We start from the raw sequence: 17467 nt of genomic DNA on the forward strand, positions 1-17467 counted from the left end.
GAGCGACATTATTATAATCCGGCAAGGTTCTGCAACTGGAGGATCGGCAGCAGGATGGCGAGGATGATGAGGGCGACGCACGACCCCATAACGACAATTATGACAGGTTCGAGAAGCGCCATCGAGGCGGCGGTAAAACGGTCGAATTCGCGTTCGAGATAATCCGCGGCGCGCTCGAGCATCTGCTCGAGCCGCCCGGCGCTTTCGCCGCTGGCGGTCATATAGACGAGCAAGGGCGGGAACACCCCGGCGTCGCGCAGCGCGGCCGACAGACCGCCGCCGGCGCGCACCTGGTCGACGATCGTCGCGGTCGCGCCCGCCAGCGCGGCGTTGCGGATCGTCGGCACGGTCAGGCGTAGCCCCTCGACGAGCGGCAGGCGGCTCGACACCATCGTTGACAGGGTACGCGCGAAGCGCGCCGCGTGAAGATCGCGGAGCAGGCGGCCGAGGAGCGGCAGACGCAGCAGCCGCGCATCGATCCGGGCCTTGAACGCCGGGCGGCGCATCGCGGTCACCCAGCCGAAGACCGCGGCGGCGAACAGCAGCGCGACCAGCCACCACCAGTTGGCGGCGAAACTGGAAATGGCGATCACCGCGCGGGTGAGGAACGGCAGTTGCTGGCCGGAGTCGGTGAATTGTTCGACCACGCGCGGGACGACGAAGATCATCAGCGCCGCAACGACGGCGATCGCGACGAAGGCAAGCACGATCGGGTAAGCAAGCGCAGCGATCAGCTTGCCGCGCACCTCGGCCTGGCGTTCGAGCAGGTCGGCAAGCCGCGCAAGGATCGTCGTCAGGCTGCCGGTGGTTTCGCCCGCGGCGACCATCGCACGGTACAGCGGCGGAAAACTGCCCGGCTGGCGCGCCATCGCATCGGCGAGGCGGCGGCCTTCGAGCAGGCCGGCGTGGACGTCGCCGACGACGACCCGTGCACTCTCGGCCTCGCTCTGGCGGGTCAGCGTGCGCAGCGCTTCCTCGAGCGGCGCGACCTCGGCGAGCGTCGCGAGCTGGCGGGTGAAAAGCGCGAGTTCCTTGGCTGACAATTTGGTGCGGCGAAACGCGAACAGCGACCGGCCCGCCGCGGGTTTCGATCCCGCCGCCTCGACCGCGACGATATGAAATTTCCGCCGGACGAGATCGGCGCGCGCGGCGTCGTCGTTGGCGGCCGTCAGCCGCCCCTTGCGCTCGCGGCCCTGCGGATCGATCGCCACATAGCGATAATCAGGCATCGATTTCCTCGCGCCGCGCGACGCGGATCGCTTCCTCGGCGGTGGTCAGTCCCTTGGCGACCATCGCGCGCGCCGCCGACGCGAGCGTCGGCGATTTGAGGAAGGCGTGCTTGACGATCATCGCCTCGTCGCCGCCGTTATAGATATAGCGGCGGACGGTCTCGTCGACCTTGATCGCCTCGAACACACCGATCCGGCCCTTGTAGCCGGTGCCGCCGCAATGGTCGCAACCCGTGGGTCGCCAGATGACGGTGCCGATGTCGAGTCCGAGCATCGCGGCGATGCTGTTGTCGGCCTGCACCGGTTCGCGGCAATGGTCGCAAAGCTTGCGCACAAGCCGCTGGGCGATGACCGCGCGCAAGGTCGAGGCGAGCAGGAAGGGTTCGACCTTCAAATCCTTGAGGCGCGTGATCGCGCCAACCGCATCATTGGTGTGGACGGTCGAGAGCACGAGATGGCCGGTGAGCGACGCCTGCACGGCTATGTCGGCGGTCTCGCGGTCGCGGATTTCGCCGACCATCACGACGTCGGGATCCTGGCGCAGGATCGCACGAAGCCCAGCGGCGAAATCAAGCCCGACCTTGGCGTTCACCTGCGTCTGGCCGACGCCGTCGACGGCATATTCGACCGGGTCCTCGACAGTCAGGATATTGCGCTGGCCGTCGTTGAGTTGCTTGAGCGCAGCGTAAAGCGTCGTCGTCTTGCCCGACCCCGTCGGGCCGGTGACAAGGATGATGCCATTGGGTTCGGCCAGCGCCTCGCGCAAGATCTGATCGGCGGCACCCGACAGGCCGAGGACGTCGAAATCGATGCCCGCCGCGTCCTTGTCGAGGATACGCATCACGACGCGCTCGCCGGCGCGGCTGGGCAGCGTCGAAACGCGGACGTCGACCGCCTTGCCCGCGAGGGTCAGCCCGATGCGGCCGTCCTGCGGAATGCGGCGTTCGGCGATGTCGAGCCGCGCCATCACCTTGATGCGGCTGACCACGACGGGGGCGACGTGCGGCGGCATGCGCAGATGCTCGCGTAGCACCCCGTCGGTGCGCATGCGCACGACGAGCCCGCTTTCATAGGGTTCGATATGGATGTCGCTGACACCCTGGCGCACCGCTTCGGCGATGATCGCGTTGATCAGGCGGATCGCGGGGGCGTCGTCGGCGCTGTCGAGCAGATCCTCGGCGCTCGGCAGGCTGAAATCCATGTCGCTGCCGTCGAGCGAACCCGCCATCGCCGCCGCCGAGGCATCGACGGCATAATGGTCCGACAGCAGCCGGTCGAAATCGGCGGCGTTGATGGTGGCGACGCGCAGCGGCTGCGCGAGGTGTCGTTTCACCTCGATCAACACCGCAGGGTCGGCGCCTTCGCGCAGGGTCGCAAGCCAGACGCCGCCCTCGCCCGGCGCGATGACGACGCCGTGGGTGCGGGCAAAGGCATAGGGAATGTCGACCGGCGCCGGGGGCGCGGCGATCGGTTCGTCTTCGGTCACGGATAGTCTCCCGGCGGCGGGGCGGGGGCATTCGAGATCGAGGGCGGCACATCGGTCGTCGTGACGCTGCCGTCGGAACCGCGCAGCGCCGGCAGATCGACCGGGCCGACGGTGATGTCGGTCGCGGTCGGCGGCGACGGCGGGGTGGCGCCCATATAGTCACGGACCAGCGTGTCGAGCGCGGGTTCCTCGTCGGGATTGCGGCGCAGTTGGGTGTCGCGAATATAGCCATAGCGGCGCGCGGTGAGCGCGGCGTTGTCCTCGCGGTTGCGCAGGATCGTCGGGCGGATGAAGACCATCAAATTGGTCTTCGAGCGTGAACGGCTGCGCGATTTGAACAATTCGCCGATCAGCGGAATGTCGCTGAGCAGCGGTATCCGTTCGATCGTCTTGCGCTCGTCGTCGTTGAGCAGCCCGCCGATCGCGAGGATTTCGCCGTCGTCGACCGTCAGCACCGTTTCGAACGAGCGCTTGTTGATGATCAGGTCGCCGTTGCGCGACGAGACGGGTCCCGCGACGCTCGACACTTCCTGACGCAGGAAGAGTTTGACCTCTCCGGCGCCGTTTACCTGCGGCGTGACGTCGAGCTTGATGCCGACCTCCTCACGCTGGACGGTGCGAAAGGCGTTGTCGAAATTGTCGCTGAGCGCTTCACCTGTTGTGATCGGCACTTCCTGGCCGACGAGGAATTTCGCCGCCTGATTGTCGAGCGTGACGATGTGCGGGGTGGCCAGCAGGTTCGACGTCGTGTCGGACTTCACCGCGTTGATGATCGCCCCGAACACCGTATTCTTGCCGATGTCGCCCGCAAATCCCGCGAACCCGCCGGTCGCGGTGAGCAGCGATGCCGCCGCCGCTTCCTGCAGGCTGTTGCCGAGCGAGCTGTTCGTTTGCGTCACCGTGGTGTTGCCGTTCACCGTCGTCGTCTGCTGCGACAACTGGTTGGCGGCATAGGCCCCGCCGAGCGTCAGGATGTTGGGCGAGGCGTTGCCGTAGCTGGTCGCAACGAAGGGAATATTCTTGCCGCCGAGCAGGAACTGGACGCCGAGCTGTTTCGCCGCATCGTCGCCGATCTCGACCACGATCGCCTCGACCAGCACCTGCGGCCGGCGGCTGTCGAGCTGACGGATCAGTTCGCCGAGCATGCGCTGGACGTCGGGGTTGGCGGCGACGATGATCGCGTTGGCGCCTTCGTAGCGGGTGACGATCGCGGGGCCGCGCGTCGCGATGCTGCCGCTCCCGCCGCCGCCGGTCGAGACGGGCGCCGCTGCCGGGGCCGGGGCGCCCGTCGATGCGCCGTTGCCGCCAGAGGACGAGGACGAGGACGCCGCCGGCAGACCCGCCTTCTGCGCCGGATCGCTGCCGCCGCCGATGAGCTGCTGGATGGTCGGGAGCAAGGTTTCGGCGTTGGCATGGTCGAGCCAATAGACACGCAGCTCGGTGCCGCCCGCCGCCTTTTGATCGAGGTCGTTCGCCATCTGGACAAAGCGCGCGACGAGCGCCTGATCGCCGCGCAGCGCAATCGCGTTGCTGCTGTCGATCGGGACGATCGCGACCGGCGCCTGCGCGCCCTCCCCCGCCGCCGGCGCGAGCGCCTGGAGCGCGGCGGCGATTTCGCGCGCGCCGGCATTTTTCAGCGTCACGATCTGGCTGGTCGTGCTGTCGCGGTCGATGCTCGACGCGAGCGCGCGGATGCGGCGGATATTATCGGCGAAGTCGGCGACAACCAGGCTGTTGGCGTTGCGGTTCGCCGTCAGCGAGCCCTGCGGGCTGACCAGCGGGCGTAACGTCTCGACCGCGGCGACGGCGTCGATGTGGCGCAGGCGGATGATTTCAGTGACGAACTGGTTCTGCGCGGCGCGATCGCTGCCGATGCGGCCGGGCTGCGACGCCGCGCCGTCGATCGGCTGGATGCGATAGCTGCCGTTCGGTCCCGATACCGCGACGAGACCGTTCGAGCGCAAGGTGGCGAGGAAGATTTCGAAATATTCGCTGCGCGACAGCGGGCGGTCGGTCACCACCGACACCTTGCCGTTGACGCGCCCGTCGATCACAAAGGTGCGCCCGGTGATCCGCGCCGCATCCTGGATGAAGGCGCGGATATCGGCGTCGCGGACGTTGAGCGTATATTGCGCAAGCGCGGCGGTCGGCGTGGCCGAAACCAGTGCGGCGGCAAGCATCAGGGACAGTTTGAGGCGCATATACCCTACTTCGAAACAAAAATGGCGATCGGGACGACGTTGGCACCGCGCTCGACTTCGAGCGAGAGGCGTGCCCCCGGTGTGATTTGATTGGCGAGCGCGGCGGCATCGCCCGCCGAGCCGATCGGGCGGCCGTTGACGCCGCGAATGACGTCGCCCGGACGCAGGCCCGCGGCGCGGAAGGCGGCGCCGTCGCCCTGCGGCTGAACGACGACCCCGGTGACGCGGCCGTTTTCGCTGCGCGGTGCGAAGCCGACGCCGCTTTTCAACGCGGCGGGCGAAAGTTCGCCGACGACCGCATCATTGCCAGGCGCCGGCCCGACCTCGGGGGTCGGCGCGGGCAGCGGAGTTGCGGGCGTCGCAACCGGCGCCGCGCCGCTCTGGTCGAGGAACAGGCTTTCGCGCGCACCGCCGCGGTCGAGCAGCACATGGTCGAAGGCAACCCCGACGAGCTTCACCCCCGGCGCGATCTCGTCGCCCACGGCATAGCTGTTCTGGATACCGTCCTCGGCAGCGATGATTGCCGATCCGCCGCCGGTCGCTTCGTTGATGTTGACGCCGAACAGCGTCAGGCCGAGAGCGGTGACCGTCGCCGAGGCGGGCCCCTGTCCGCCGGTCCGGAAAAAGGGATCGAAGCTGGTGAAGAGCGCGCGGCGCTCGGCAGGCGAGGCGATGACCGCGGTCTGCGGCTGCCAGGCGCCAAGCGGCGACAGGGGTGTCACGATCGTCCAGAGCAGGCGCACGACCTGCACCGCGAGCAGCAGCGCCAGCAGGCCGACGACCAGCATGGGCCAGACCGCGCGTGGCGAGCGCTTGCCGCTGCGCAGCCATGCGGGCAATCCGCGCGGCAACCGAACGGCCGATCCGGACATCAGCGTCGCCATGAAAACCTGTTTATCCCCCGCATCACCATGGTGCCTCGCGAATCGCCTAGGGGCGATTGGTGACAATCAGCTGACGGGAAGATTACAGTTTTTTGACAGTCGGGCGAGTCCATCCTGTGGCGGCTCGCCGTATCTATCTTCCCGGTGCCGCAGGCATGGGGAGGTGGCAGCCCGAAGGGCTGACGGAGGGGCTTTGACGCAGCGTCGATGCCCCTCCACCACGTCCTTCGGGCGCGGCCCCCTCCCCACCGCTTCGCGGCAGGGAGGATGTTTCATCAGAATTTCAGCGACGCGCTCAGCGAGAAGCTGCGGCCGATTTTGTAGCGGTTGAAGAAGATCCGGTTGTCGCCGAACTCCTGTACCTCTTCATAATTGCGGCCCGTGAGATTGCGCGCCTCGAACTTCAGTTCGATTTCCTTGTTCAGCAGATTGATGCCCTGCCGCGCGACGAAATCGAGCGAAATCCCCGGCTTTTCGCGCAGGTCGGGCTGGCCTGAGGGACCGCGGCTGGTGACGCGCGGGCTGGCATAGGTCACGAGCAGGGTCTGCTGCGACAAATGGTCCTGATCCTCGAGCCCGATCTGGAAATTGACCAGATGGTCCGACTGGCCGGTGAGCGGCGAGCCGTCGAAGAAGAAGTTGCTCGCATCCTGCACCACGCCGTTGATCGTCGTGGTATCGCCCGCCGCGACCGAGATGTCGGACTGGGTATAGGTATAGTTGCCGATCAATACGAAGCGGCGGCTCGACCAGAAAGGCGCATCCGACAGCGTGTCGAGCGGGAAATATTTCTGCAGTTCGAACTCGACGCCATAAAGCGTCGCCTTCGGCGCGTTGGCGTAGCTGGTGTTGACCGAGGAGTCGGAGATCGAGGTATAGGCCTCGATCGGATTGTCGATCGACTTGTAGAAGCCGGCGACCGTCAGGCGCTGATCCTTGGCGAAATACCATTCGTACCGCGCTTCGGCGTTCGTCAGCCGGCTGTCGGTCAGCGACGGGTTGCCGCGGAACAGACGGTTCGATTCGGGATCCTGGTAGACCTGCGCCACCAACTCACGAAACTGCGGGCGGGCGATCGTCTTCGACCCGCTGACGCGCAGCTGCATGTCGGGTGCGACTTCCCAGGTCAGGGTGACCGCGGGCAGCCAATAGTCGTTGTTCAGGTTCGTATCGACGATCGACGACGCGCCCGAATTGAACAGGTCGATCGGCGACACCGTCTGCTTGGCATCCTCGTACCGGACGCCCGCGTTGATGTTGACGCCCGACAGCAGTTCGGCCTGCAGCTGCGCATAGCCGGCATGGGTGGTCAGCGCCGCGTCGAACGCCGCGGTGCCGTCCTGCGCCGAGGTTTCGAGCAGCGTGATGTCATAGAGCTGGATCGACGCGTCAGAGAGCAGATAGTCGGGGCGCAATTGCTGCACCGGGATCGGCAGGTTCGAGGCGCGATACTGGAATGCGCGGCGCACCGAGGTACGGCTGGTATCGCTATAGGCATAGCCGACGGTCCCGGTGATGCGCGGCGCGATTTCGTAAGACAGGTCGACACCGCCCGACCACAAATCCTCGTTCAGGTCGGAAAAGGCGATCGTCGCGTCACCCTTGTTGCCGCCAAGGTCGTTGACGAACTTGTCGCCGACGGGGTCCTGCGCGGTCGGCAGGTTGGTGCGGACATAGGTGAAGCTGCGTTCATAGGGGGCTTCGCGCTGCGAATTGGCATAGGCGCCGCGCAGGTCGAGCTTGAGCCGGTCGAAATGGAATTCGCCCACGAACTGGGTGTTGATCAGCTGGCGTTCGTACCACGCCGTGTCCTGCTTCATGATGTCGCGGCCCGACTGGTTCTGGTCGGTGCCGAGCGCGAGACGCGCCTGCTTGAGGGTGTCGCGGATATAGAGGTTGGTCCAGCGCAGCTTGTGATCGCCGATCTCGAGCCCGAAGCCGAGCAGGCCGTTGACGACGACGCGATTGTCGGTGACGACACGGTTGTAGCTGGTCTGCGGATCGCCCGACAGATCGGCCTCGACCGAGGTCTGCTGCAGCGTGTCGCGGGTGCGCCACTTGTTGCTGATCCCCGCCGTCGCGATGATGCCGAGTTCGCCGTCAGCCATAGGGATGGTCAGGCCGCCGGTGACGCCCGCCGACCAGTTGACCGGGATATGGTTGTTCTGTTGCAGCAGCGTCGTCGGCGCGTTGACGAGGTCCATGGCGATCGCTTCGAGATCGTCCTTGCTGAAATCGGCGCCCTCGATGATCGGCTTGCCGCTGGCAAAGGCCGCGGCGAGCGACTTGGGCACATCGCGGGTACCATCGTCGAAACCCGTCCAGTCGGCGTCGCCGCCATAATAAGTGTAGCCGAGTTCGTTGGTCGTCTCGCTGTCCCAGCCGATGCCGCCCGAGAAGGTCAGGAAATTCTCGCGCGGGGTCGACTTGGTGGTGAGGTTGATCACGCCGCCGCCGAACTCGCCGGGGAAGTTCACCGAATAGCTTTTCTGGACCAGCGTCGAATCGATGACGTTCGACGGGAAGATGTCGAGCGGGACGACACGCTTCAGCGGTTCGGGGCTCGGCAGCGGCGAACCGTTGAGCAGCGCGAGCGAATAGCGATCGCCGAGGCCGCGGACATAGACGAATCCGCCGCCGACGACCGACAGACCGGTGACGCGCTGGAGCGAGCCCGAGATATCGCCCTCACCGGTGCGCGCGATGTCGGCGGACGAAAGGACCGACACGACCTCGGGGGTCGCGCGGACGACATTGGGGGTATAGCGGCCGGTGACCACGATTTCCTGATCGGAACCGCCGGGGATCGACACATCGGGCTGATCGTCGTCGGCCGGCGCCGAATCGGCGGCATCGGCGGTCGGCGGCGTGGCTTCGGTGCTCGAACCCGCGGGTCCGGCGTCCTGTGCCAGTGCGGCCGGTGCGACCAACGCCGACGAGAGGAGCAGCATGCTGGCGAAAATCGACCGTTTGGTCATGGCCCTAAAAACCCCTATAATTCGGATGATAAGCGGGGCGGGGCGCGCCTCTGTGGTGCGCCCCGCCCCAATTCAGGTACGAAGGCGCGTCAGACCGGGATGAGCGTGCACGCGGCGCTCGACGAACCGAAGCTCGCGGTCGCGCTGTTGCAGGTCCAGCCGGTGAAGCGCGTGTCGCTGGCATCGCGCACCGCGCCGACATAGCCCGCGTTCACGAAGAAGGCGTTGATCGGAACCGGGTTGAACGCCGGGCGCGCGGTTTCGGTGGCGCCGTTGATGAACACGTTCGACAGCGTCGGGACATAGGTCGCACTGTTGTTCGTGCCGCCGTTGAAGATCGTCGCGACCTGGTCGTTGGTGACGCCGCTGGTGCCGAGGAAGGCGCTGGCGCCGCCGCACTGCATGTTGACCGAGTCGAACTTCGGCGGCCCGGCTTCGTCGGCACCCGTGGTCTGGATCGTCGTTGCCGAGTTGATGCGGACGCACGAGATGCCGGGCGCCACGATCAGACCGTTCATCAGGCGATAGTCGGCGCCGCCGCGGATCAGCACCGACGCGGTGTTGCCCGCCGCATTGGCGCGGTGGATGAAGGTGAAGTTCGACAGCGCGACATTCTGGCGCGGGGTGGTGTCTTCGTTGCCGTTCGAGTCGATTTCGAGCATCGAGTCGCCGACGGTGCCGCCGGCGCGCTGTACCGCGAGCAGGAACTGGACATTGCCCTTGTAGCCGACGTCGGTATCGAGACCGTCATCCTCGGCGCCCGTGATCGCCAGGTTGCGCATGTTGACGCGGCCGCCGAACACTTCGATGCCGTCGTCCGAGCTGTTGTGGACCTGGATATTCTCGATCGTGGTGCCCGAACCGACGCCCGACGGGGTCAGGCCCTGCAGTTCCTTGTCGGCGCTGAGGATGAAGCCCGAGTAGCGGATCTGGACATAGGACATGCGGCCCGAATTGTCGGCCGGCTGCGCGCCGCCATAAAGCGCGTTCGACGTGCCTTCGGTGTCGCGTTCGCACGCGGCGGTACCCGGCGTCGCGCCCGGTGCGAGGCAGTCGGTGACCGGCGCACGGCCGAGCAGGACGACGCCGCCCCACAGCTGCGAGGTATTGTCGTCGGCCGAACCGACGACGTTGCCGCGACCGGTGAAGATGATCGGCTGCGACGGGGTGCCGACGGCGTCGATGCGGTTACCGCGGTTGACGACGAGATAGGAAACGCCGGTCGCGCCGAAGATGGTGACGCCCGGATCGATCGTCAGCGTGACGTCGGTGTTCGTGCTGGTCGCGCCCTGGTCGGTGCCGACATCGACGCGGCCGGGGAGCGAGTAAATGACGCCGGCGACCTTGGGGATCGCGGTCGAGGCGGTGAAGCGCGCGGGGAAGCCGCAGTTGCGCCAGGTGCCCTGCGGACCGGTGATCGTGCCGAGATCCGACAGCGCGGGGCCGGCGATGCTCGGGCAGGCGGCGGCAGGGGTGACGCCGGTCGGGGTCGGCGTGGGGGTCGGGGTCGGCGTGGGGGTCGGTGTCGGCGCCGGGATCACGATGACGCCTTCACCGGGCGAAGCGACGCCGTCGGCACCACAGGCGGCCAGAATTGAACAGGCCACGCTGCTGAGCATGACCAAACGAACGCGCGCGAAAGCCGCCATGAAATTCTCCGTTATCCGCTGTGCGCCGCCGGATCGGTCGGCGCCCCTGCTGAAAAATCACCGGCCGGTTCGAGAGGAGTGCCCCGCCGCGCCCCCGGTGACGCCGCCACTAGGATGATTCGGTGACGGTCTGACGCCAGAGCGATGACATTTGGGTGACTCTTTGGAGTCGGTTTCGTGACAAGCACCAAAGCGCGTCACGCGACTTGTTCGCAGCTGCGAAAATAAATGCGACACAGCTTGCTTGCATCGCCCGAAAAGCTTTGCTAGGCGCCCGCTCCTACCCGGAGCCGGACCCGTTCGGCCCCATCATGATGTGCGGTCGTGGCGGAACTGGTAGACGCGCAACGTTGAGGTCGTTGTGGCCGAAAGGCCGTGGAAGTTCGAGTCTTCTCGACCGCACCACTCAGTCCTGCGGGAACTGGGAAATAAGGAATGAGAGAGAACGCAGCCGCGACGCGGCGCCGTTCCGGGCGCCTTACCGATCGACTGCCGTTCGAACCGAACGCCTCTCTTGGCCGGCCAGCGTTACCGGTCGCCGCCTACCGATCTGGTCAGCCAGACCCGAACCGGCGCTCTCGGTCATGCCAGTGATGAGGACGCTCGATCGTCGTCAGGCGCTGCGCGTCATGCCCTGAGATTTCCCGCGCCGGCATGATCAACCATCGTCGACAGGCCACGCGACAAGGCCCCGGGGTTCAACGCTCGCTCTGCGCCCATCGCGGCCTTCGCTTTTCTATAAAGGCGACCGCCGCCTCGCGATGGTCGGGATGGGCGCGTGCCAGCAGAAAATTATCGCTTTCGATTTCGATCGCCTCGTCTCTCGAGACCGTGGCGGCGGCCCGAAAATTCATCTTCACCTGCGCAAGCGCCATCGGCGACATCGAGGCGATGTCTTGCGCGAGCGTCAGCCCGGCTTGCTGAAGACCATCATCGGCATGAACCTCGGCAATCAAACCGAGCGCCAGGGCCTCGCTTGCCGAAAGCCGCTTGACCGACAGCGCGAAATAGAGCGCCCTCGAAGGTCCCAATATCCTGTTGAGGCTCCAGCAGGCCGCAAGGTCACCTGCAAGGGCGATCCGGGGATAAGCGAAGGCGAATTTGGCGCTGTGGCTCGCGAGCCGTATGTCGCAGGCGGCGGCCAGCGCCAGCCCGCCCCCTGCCGCGGCGCCATTCACGAGTGCGATCGTCGGCTTGGTGGCGTTCATGAGCGCGAGACAGCCCGAAGCCGACCGCGCGAGAAGCGCGCTGGTTTCCGCGTCGGGCCGCGCCGCGTCGAGCCCGGCAATCAAACCGCCGATGTCGCCGCCAGCCGAAAATGTCTTGCCGCTGCCGGTCAACAGGATCGCGCCGACGGCGTCATCGCTTTCGGCGTCGGCGATGCTGCTGTGAAGGGCCACGCCGAGTTCGGGCGACACGGGATGCCGGCCGCAATCGCTTTCCAGCGTCAGTTTAAGAACGCGGCCGTGGCGCGATTTGGAAAGAGAGGTGGTACTGGTCATGGCCTTCCCCGCCTTTGGATGCGTATCAGATGGAGCCGATCGTCGAGCCCGCCGCCCAGACGCACGCCAAAAAATAGCCGGCGAGCACCGCTCGCCGGCAAGGTTGGATGCTCGCTATATCCATCACCCCGCAAGACGCAGCATATGCTTCAGCACTTTGCCGGTCGCATTGCGGGGCAGTTCCGTCACGATCGTCAGGCGTTCGGGGGTCTTTTGTTTCGCGATGCCCGCCGCGGCGAAATGCGTGCGCAGCCCCTCGAAATCGAGCGTGGCGCCGGGCTTCAGCACGACGCAGGCGCGGACGATCTCACCCATCCGGTCGTCGGGCGCCGCGACCGCCGCGGCATCGGCAATCGCCGGATGCGTCAGCAGCACCGCTTCGACTTCCTTCGACGAGATATTCTCACCCCCCCGGATGATGATGTCCTTCTTGCGGTCGGTGATGTGAAGATAGCCCTCGGCATCGAGGCGGCCGATATCGCCGGTCCGGAACCAGCCCCCCGGCAGGAAGGCCGCGTCGTTCAATACCGGGTCGAGGTAGCCGAGAAACAGGTCCGGGCCGCGGGTGCAGATTTCGCCCTCTTCGCCGGATGCGACGTCGACGCCTGCGTCGTCGACGAAGCGGAGCATCGTACCGGGCGTCGGCCGCCCCTCGGTATGAAGCTGCTTTTCGACCGGATCGTCGACCACGCCCGAGGTGACCGTCGGATGTTCGCTCGACCCGTAACAATGATAGACCGCCAGGCCCTGTGCCCGACACCGTTCGACCAGCGACGCCGGAACCGGCGCCGCGCCGACCAGATATTGTTCGAGCGACGACAGGTCACGGCCCTCGGTCCCCGCCGCGGCGATGGTGCCCGACAGGTGAAAGGGCGTTCCCGACGATGTCGTCACCCGGTGGGTCTCGATGAGGCCGGCCGCAACCGCGGCGTCCCAATGATCCATCAGGACGAGCGGCACCGCGTCGCACAGGAAGCGGTACATCGCCAGCGCGCCCGCGACATGACCCGGCGGCCAGGGCGAGAGCACGACCTCCTGCTTCCCCCGCGCCCGCAGCGCCCGCATCGAAGCGAGTTCGGCCAGCAAGCCAGTGGCCGAGTGCATGACCCCTTTCGGCGCCGCGGTCGTTCCCGAGGTATAGACGAGGAGCGCCATGTCCTGGGGATCGCACGGCACCGCGTCGGCAATCATGCCCTCGGTTTCGAGCCGGTCGAACTCCGGCCCGACCGTCACATGATGCCGCAGCGCCGGAAGATCACCACAGGTGCCGATCAGCGCGGCGAAATCGACACCGCGAAAGCGTTCGGGGGTGAACAGCCATTTCGCACCCGACTGGCGCAGGATGAAACCCAGCTCGGTCGCGCCATAGATGGTGACGATGGGAAGCAGTACCGCGCCCGACTGCGCGGCGGCGACCGCAACAACCAGCCATTCGCGCCAGTTGGGCAGCATCGCGGCGACGACGTCGCCCTTCGCGACCCCGGAATCGGAGAGCCGCGTCCCCATCCGCCGGCCAGCCGCCACGACCTCGGCCAACGTGGTATGGCTCGGCTGCCCGTCCGACGCGACGACGAGCGGCGTGCCCGGCGCGCGGGCCTCGGTTTCCAGGATCGCCCCGATCAGGCTGCCGGGCACCGCCGCCATCTCAGGCGACCCGCCGTGCGAAACCCGCCCAATAGCGTTCGCGAATCTCGCGCTTGTAGAGCTTGCCGGTTTCGTGGCGCGGCAGCTCGGCCTCGAAATCGATGCTGCGCGGGCATTTGACCGCGCTCAACCGCTCGCGGCAATAAGCGATCAGCTCGGCCTCGAGCTCGGGTCCGGCATCGGCCGGGTCGCGCGGCTGGACGACGGCCTTCACCTCTTCGCCCATCTCGGCGCTCGGCACGCCGATGACCGCGACATCGGCGACCTTCGGGTGGACGGTCAGCAGATTCTCGATCTCCTGCGGATAGATGTTCACCCCGCCCGAGATGATCATGAAGTTCTTGCGGTCGGTCAGGAACAGATAGCCGTCGGCGTCGAGATAGCCGATGTCGCCGAGCGCCGACCAGCCCGGCTCGGTCGGGTGCCGCGAATCGCGCGTCTTCTCGGCATCGTTCAGATATTGGAAGTTCCAGCCGCCCTCGAAATAGATCAGGCCCTGCTCACCGGCTGGAAGCTCGCGCCCCTCGTCGTCGCAGATATGGATCACACCCCAATCGGCGCGCCCGACCGATCCCTTCTTGCGGAGCCATTCCTCAGAGGTGATGAAGGTCGAGCCATTGCCTTCCGAACCGCCATAATATTCGTAGATGATCGGTCCGAGCCAGTCGATCATCTGGTCCTTGACCTCGATCGGGCAAGGCGCGGCGGCGTGGATGACGTGGGTCAGCGACGACACGTCGGCTGCGGCCCGCTGCTGTTCGGGCAGCCGCAGCATGCGCAGGAACATCGTCGGTACCATCTGGGTCACTGTGACCCGATAGGTCGCGATCGCCGCGAGCGCGGCTTCGGGGGTGAAGCGCGGCATCAGGACGACGGTCGCACCCAGCCGCTGCGCGGCGGTCGAGATCGCGAGCGGCGCGGTGTGGTACAGCGGCGCCGGTGACAGATAGATGCTGTGCGGGCCCGTCCCATAACGATTGGCCTGCCGCTCGGCGAGCATGTGCGGTTCGGTCGCCGGCCCGCCCGTCAGCGGCAGGCGGATGCCCTTGGGGCGGCCGGTCGTGCCCGACGAATAGACCATGTGAAAGCCCGCACTTTCATCGGCGATCGGATCGGCCGGAAAGTCCGCGATGGCGTCCCAGCCGGGTAACGTTCCGTGCCCCGCACCCAGCGCATAGATATGCCGCAAATCCGGTGCGCTTGCGCTTGCGACGTCGAGGAAGGCGCCCAGTTCGGCGATGTCCCCGCTCGTGACCAGCAACCGCGAGCTCGAATCGCGCAGGATATAGGCGACCTCCTCTACCGTCAGCTTGGTCGAAATCGGGGTGATATAGAGGCCGGCCCGCTGCGCGGCCCAGTAGATCTCGTAATATTCGAGGACATTGGGAAGCCAGATCGCGATGGTATCGCCGGCCTGGATGCCGAGGCTACGCAGGAAATGCGCGCCGCGGTTCGCGCGCTGCTCGAGCGTGCCATAGGTCAGGGTCTCCCCCGTGTCCGACCGGATCGCGGCGGCCTGATCGGGGTTGCGGGCGGCGTGAATTCTGGGATGCATCGACGATCCTCTAGGCAAAGGCGCCGCGCGGCTCGCGCGCGGCGCCTCCATATCAGAAATTATAGCTGGCAGAGATGCCGTAGGTGACCGGCTGCGCCCAGGCGATCGCATCGCGCGCCGACGATTCCGACCGCGAGGTCGCATATTTGGTGTCGGTCAGATTGCGGCCCCAGATCGACAGGCGCAACTGATCGTTGGGCGAATAGGAAATGTAGGCGTCGACCGTGAAGTAGGACGGCTGCGAAATGCGTTCCTGGAAGGAATAATTGATCTTGCTCGACCAATAGGGGCGCACGCCGAAGCTGATCTTGCTGCCGCCCGCGAGTTCGAGGTGATAATTGGCCCCCGCGCTGATGGTGAACTCGGGCGCGCGCAGCAGCTTGTTGCCGCTGGCATCGACGTTGACCTGGGCGTTGCCGCAATTGAGGTCGGGGCACGGCGTGCCGTTCGTCAGCGTTGTCCGCGGGAAGAAGGCGGGGGCACCGGGGAAGCTCTTGAAGCGCGCGTGCGTCCAGGCGAATCCCGCGCGCAGGTCGAAATTGTCGGCGGGACGCCATGTCGCGTCGCTCTCGATCCCGTGGACGCGCGCGCGCGCCGCGTTGAACAGCCGGCTAACCCCAGACGTATAGTCATAGGCGGTCACCTGGATGTCGCGATAATCATAGTGATAGGCGGCGATGTTGAAGTCGATCGCGCGGCTGGCCGATTTGAAGCCCGCTTCATAAGCGGTGATCTTTTCCGGACGCACCGGCGTGGTGCTCGGCGACGACAGATTATAGGTGCCGCTCTTGAAGCCCTGGCTGAACGTCGCATAGACGTTACTGCGCGGCCCGACGTCGACGCGGAGGCCCGCGCGCGGCGTCCAGCTGGTATAGGTGACGTCGGTATCGACGGTATAGGCGCCGCCCGGAAAGCCACGCTGGAACCCGCGCTTTTCCTTGCTGTAGCGCAGCCCGGCGATGAGCGACACCGGACCCAGGTCATAGGTCCCGTCGGCAAAGCCCGAGATGCTGTTGCTGGTGATCCGCGCGCGATAGAAGGGATTGCCGTTGAGGCGCCAATTTTCCGATCCGGCGGCGTTCCAGTAATAATAGAGGCCTGCAACCCACGAGAAATCGCCACCGGATGGCGAGGTCAGGTTGATTTCCTGGCTGAAGCTTTCGTTGAACTGGTCATAGGTCGCGAAGGACGACGGCGCGTAGCTCGAGTCGAGGTCGGCGTCGATGAAGTCCTGTTCGTCGATATAGCCGCTGATCGTGTTGAGCGTCGCAAAGCCGAGGTCGATCTCGCTGCGCAGCGACACCGTGTTGACCTTCGCCTCGATCCGCGTCGCGATTTCCTGCGACGACGTGCCGCGCTCGACGGCGATCGGTCCCGAATTGGGGAAATTCCGCCCGACCGAATTGCCGTTGAGTGTCGTGTAGGTCAGCCCCGACGGATCCTTGGTTTCGGTATGCGACGCCGCGAGGATGAACCGCACCGCGTCGCTCGGCTCGAAAAGCAGCTTGCCGCGAATGTCGAAGCTCGATTGCTCGCCCCGGCGCTCCCCGGTCCGCAGGTCGCGGATGAACCCGTTGGTATGGCGGCGATAGACCGAAATATCGGCGGCGAGGGTGTCGGTGAGGCCGGTCGAGGCATAGGCGCTGAGCTTATATTCATTAAAGCGACCGAAGCTCGCGAACGCCTTGCCGGTCGGCGTGAAGGACGGGGTCAGTGTCGTCAACAGCAAGGCGCCGCCGGTCGCGTTACGGCCGAACAGCGTGCCCTGCGGTCCTTTCAGGACCTGCACCGACTCGAGGTTGACCAGGTCGAACATCGCGCCCGTCTGGCTCGCGAAATAGACCCCGTCGACATAGACGGCGATGTTCGATTCGGCGCCGCCGCCCTGGACGCTCGCGCCGATTCCGCGCACCGTGGGCTGCACATAGGCACCGGTCTTGTTGATCAGCACGCCCGGCGCCTGCCGCGTCAGGTCTTCGATCCCGTTGACTCCGGCCTGGGCCAGCGCCTCGCCGCTGATCGCGACGACCGACGCCGGGACATCGACGAGACGTTCCGAGCGGCGCTGCGCGGTCACGATGATGTCGCCATCGCCCGCTGCGCCTTCGTCCGGCGCCGGGCTGGCGACCGAGGTTTCGTCGTTCATCTGCGCCGCGGCCGGCGCGGCGACCGCGAGCGTGGCGGCCATGCCGGCAATTCCCAGAACCGTCTTCGTCTTCGTCATCGTCTGTCTCCCATCCTGCCGGTCAACCACGCCGGCTTGGCGTGCTTCAAATGCCATACGCTTTAATTGTCAAGCGATTTAGATTTAATCGCTATCGATATGTCATAGTGTTTGT

Annotated in this window: 10 protein-coding genes and 1 tRNA gene; 1 reads left to right on the forward strand and 10 read right to left on the reverse strand. The window is 66.0% G+C overall.

Going from position 1 to position 17467, the window contains the following annotated elements:
* Positions 1 to 11 precede the first annotated feature (11 nt).
* From gspF to ASD67_RS03270, 6 genes are all read right to left on the reverse strand, one after another.
* Complete coding sequence (gspF, locus tag ASD67_RS03245; protein ID WP_056343300.1) at positions 12 to 1229, reverse strand: type II secretion system inner membrane protein GspF; 1218 nt, start codon at positions 1227 to 1229, stop codon at positions 12 to 14.
* Positions 1222 to 2715 (reverse strand): GspE/PulE family protein, encoded by a 1494-nt coding sequence (locus tag ASD67_RS03250; RefSeq protein WP_056343303.1) that lies wholly within the window; start codon positions 2713 to 2715, stop codon positions 1222 to 1224. Before ASD67_RS03250 ends, gspF begins: the two co-directional genes overlap by 8 nt.
* A complete protein-coding gene (gene gspD, locus ASD67_RS03255; protein WP_056343307.1) occupies positions 2712 to 4916 on the reverse strand; it encodes a type II secretion system secretin GspD in 2205 nt (734 codons plus the stop codon). The genes ASD67_RS03250 and gspD overlap by 4 nt, the downstream gene beginning before the upstream one ends.
* Before the next feature lie 5 nt (positions 4917 to 4921).
* On the reverse strand, positions 4922 to 5788 hold the full coding sequence (locus ASD67_RS03260; protein ID WP_235535549.1) for a type II secretion system protein N: 867 nt from the start codon (positions 5786 to 5788) through the stop codon (positions 4922 to 4924).
* Between the two features lie 287 nt (positions 5789 to 6075).
* Positions 6076 to 8778 carry a TonB-dependent receptor domain-containing protein gene (locus ASD67_RS03265; RefSeq protein ID WP_056343311.1) on the reverse strand — a complete coding sequence of 901 codons (2703 nt, stop codon included), beginning with the start codon at positions 8776 to 8778 and terminating at the stop codon, positions 6076 to 6078.
* Between the two features lie 89 nt (positions 8779 to 8867).
* Positions 8868 to 10427: a hypothetical protein gene (locus ASD67_RS03270; protein WP_056343314.1), complete on the reverse strand. Its 1560-nt coding sequence runs from the start codon at positions 10425 to 10427 to the stop codon at positions 8868 to 8870.
* A gap of 318 nt (positions 10428 to 10745) precedes the next feature.
* Here ASD67_RS03270 and ASD67_RS03275 point away from each other — a divergent pair.
* Positions 10746 to 10832 (forward strand) — tRNA-Leu (locus ASD67_RS03275).
* A 293-nt stretch (positions 10833 to 11125) separates the two neighbouring features.
* Here the strand turns inward: ASD67_RS03275 and ASD67_RS03280 are convergent.
* The 4 genes from ASD67_RS03280 to ASD67_RS03295 all read right to left on the reverse strand — a co-directional run bounded on the left by ASD67_RS03280 (position 11126) and on the right by ASD67_RS03295 (position 17352).
* Positions 11126 to 11929 (reverse strand): enoyl-CoA hydratase/isomerase family protein, encoded by an 804-nt coding sequence (locus tag ASD67_RS03280; protein ID WP_056343317.1) that lies wholly within the window; start codon positions 11927 to 11929, stop codon positions 11126 to 11128.
* A gap of 123 nt (positions 11930 to 12052) precedes the next feature.
* Positions 12053 to 13573, reverse strand: coding sequence for an AMP-binding protein (locus ASD67_RS03285; protein WP_056343322.1), 1521 nt, complete (start codon positions 13571 to 13573; stop codon positions 12053 to 12055).
* Between the two features lies 1 nt (position 13574).
* On the reverse strand, positions 13575 to 15128 hold the full coding sequence (locus ASD67_RS03290; protein WP_056343325.1) for an acyl-CoA synthetase: 1554 nt from the start codon (positions 15126 to 15128) through the stop codon (positions 13575 to 13577).
* Between the two features lie 52 nt (positions 15129 to 15180).
* A complete protein-coding gene (locus tag ASD67_RS03295; RefSeq protein WP_056343329.1) occupies positions 15181 to 17352 on the reverse strand; it encodes a TonB-dependent receptor in 2172 nt (723 codons plus the stop codon).
* Between the last annotated feature and the right edge of the window lie 115 nt (positions 17353 to 17467).

It is taken from the genome of Sphingopyxis sp. Root1497 (assembly GCF_001427085.1).
In the GTDB taxonomy this organism is placed as follows: domain Bacteria; phylum Pseudomonadota; class Alphaproteobacteria; order Sphingomonadales; family Sphingomonadaceae; genus Sphingopyxis.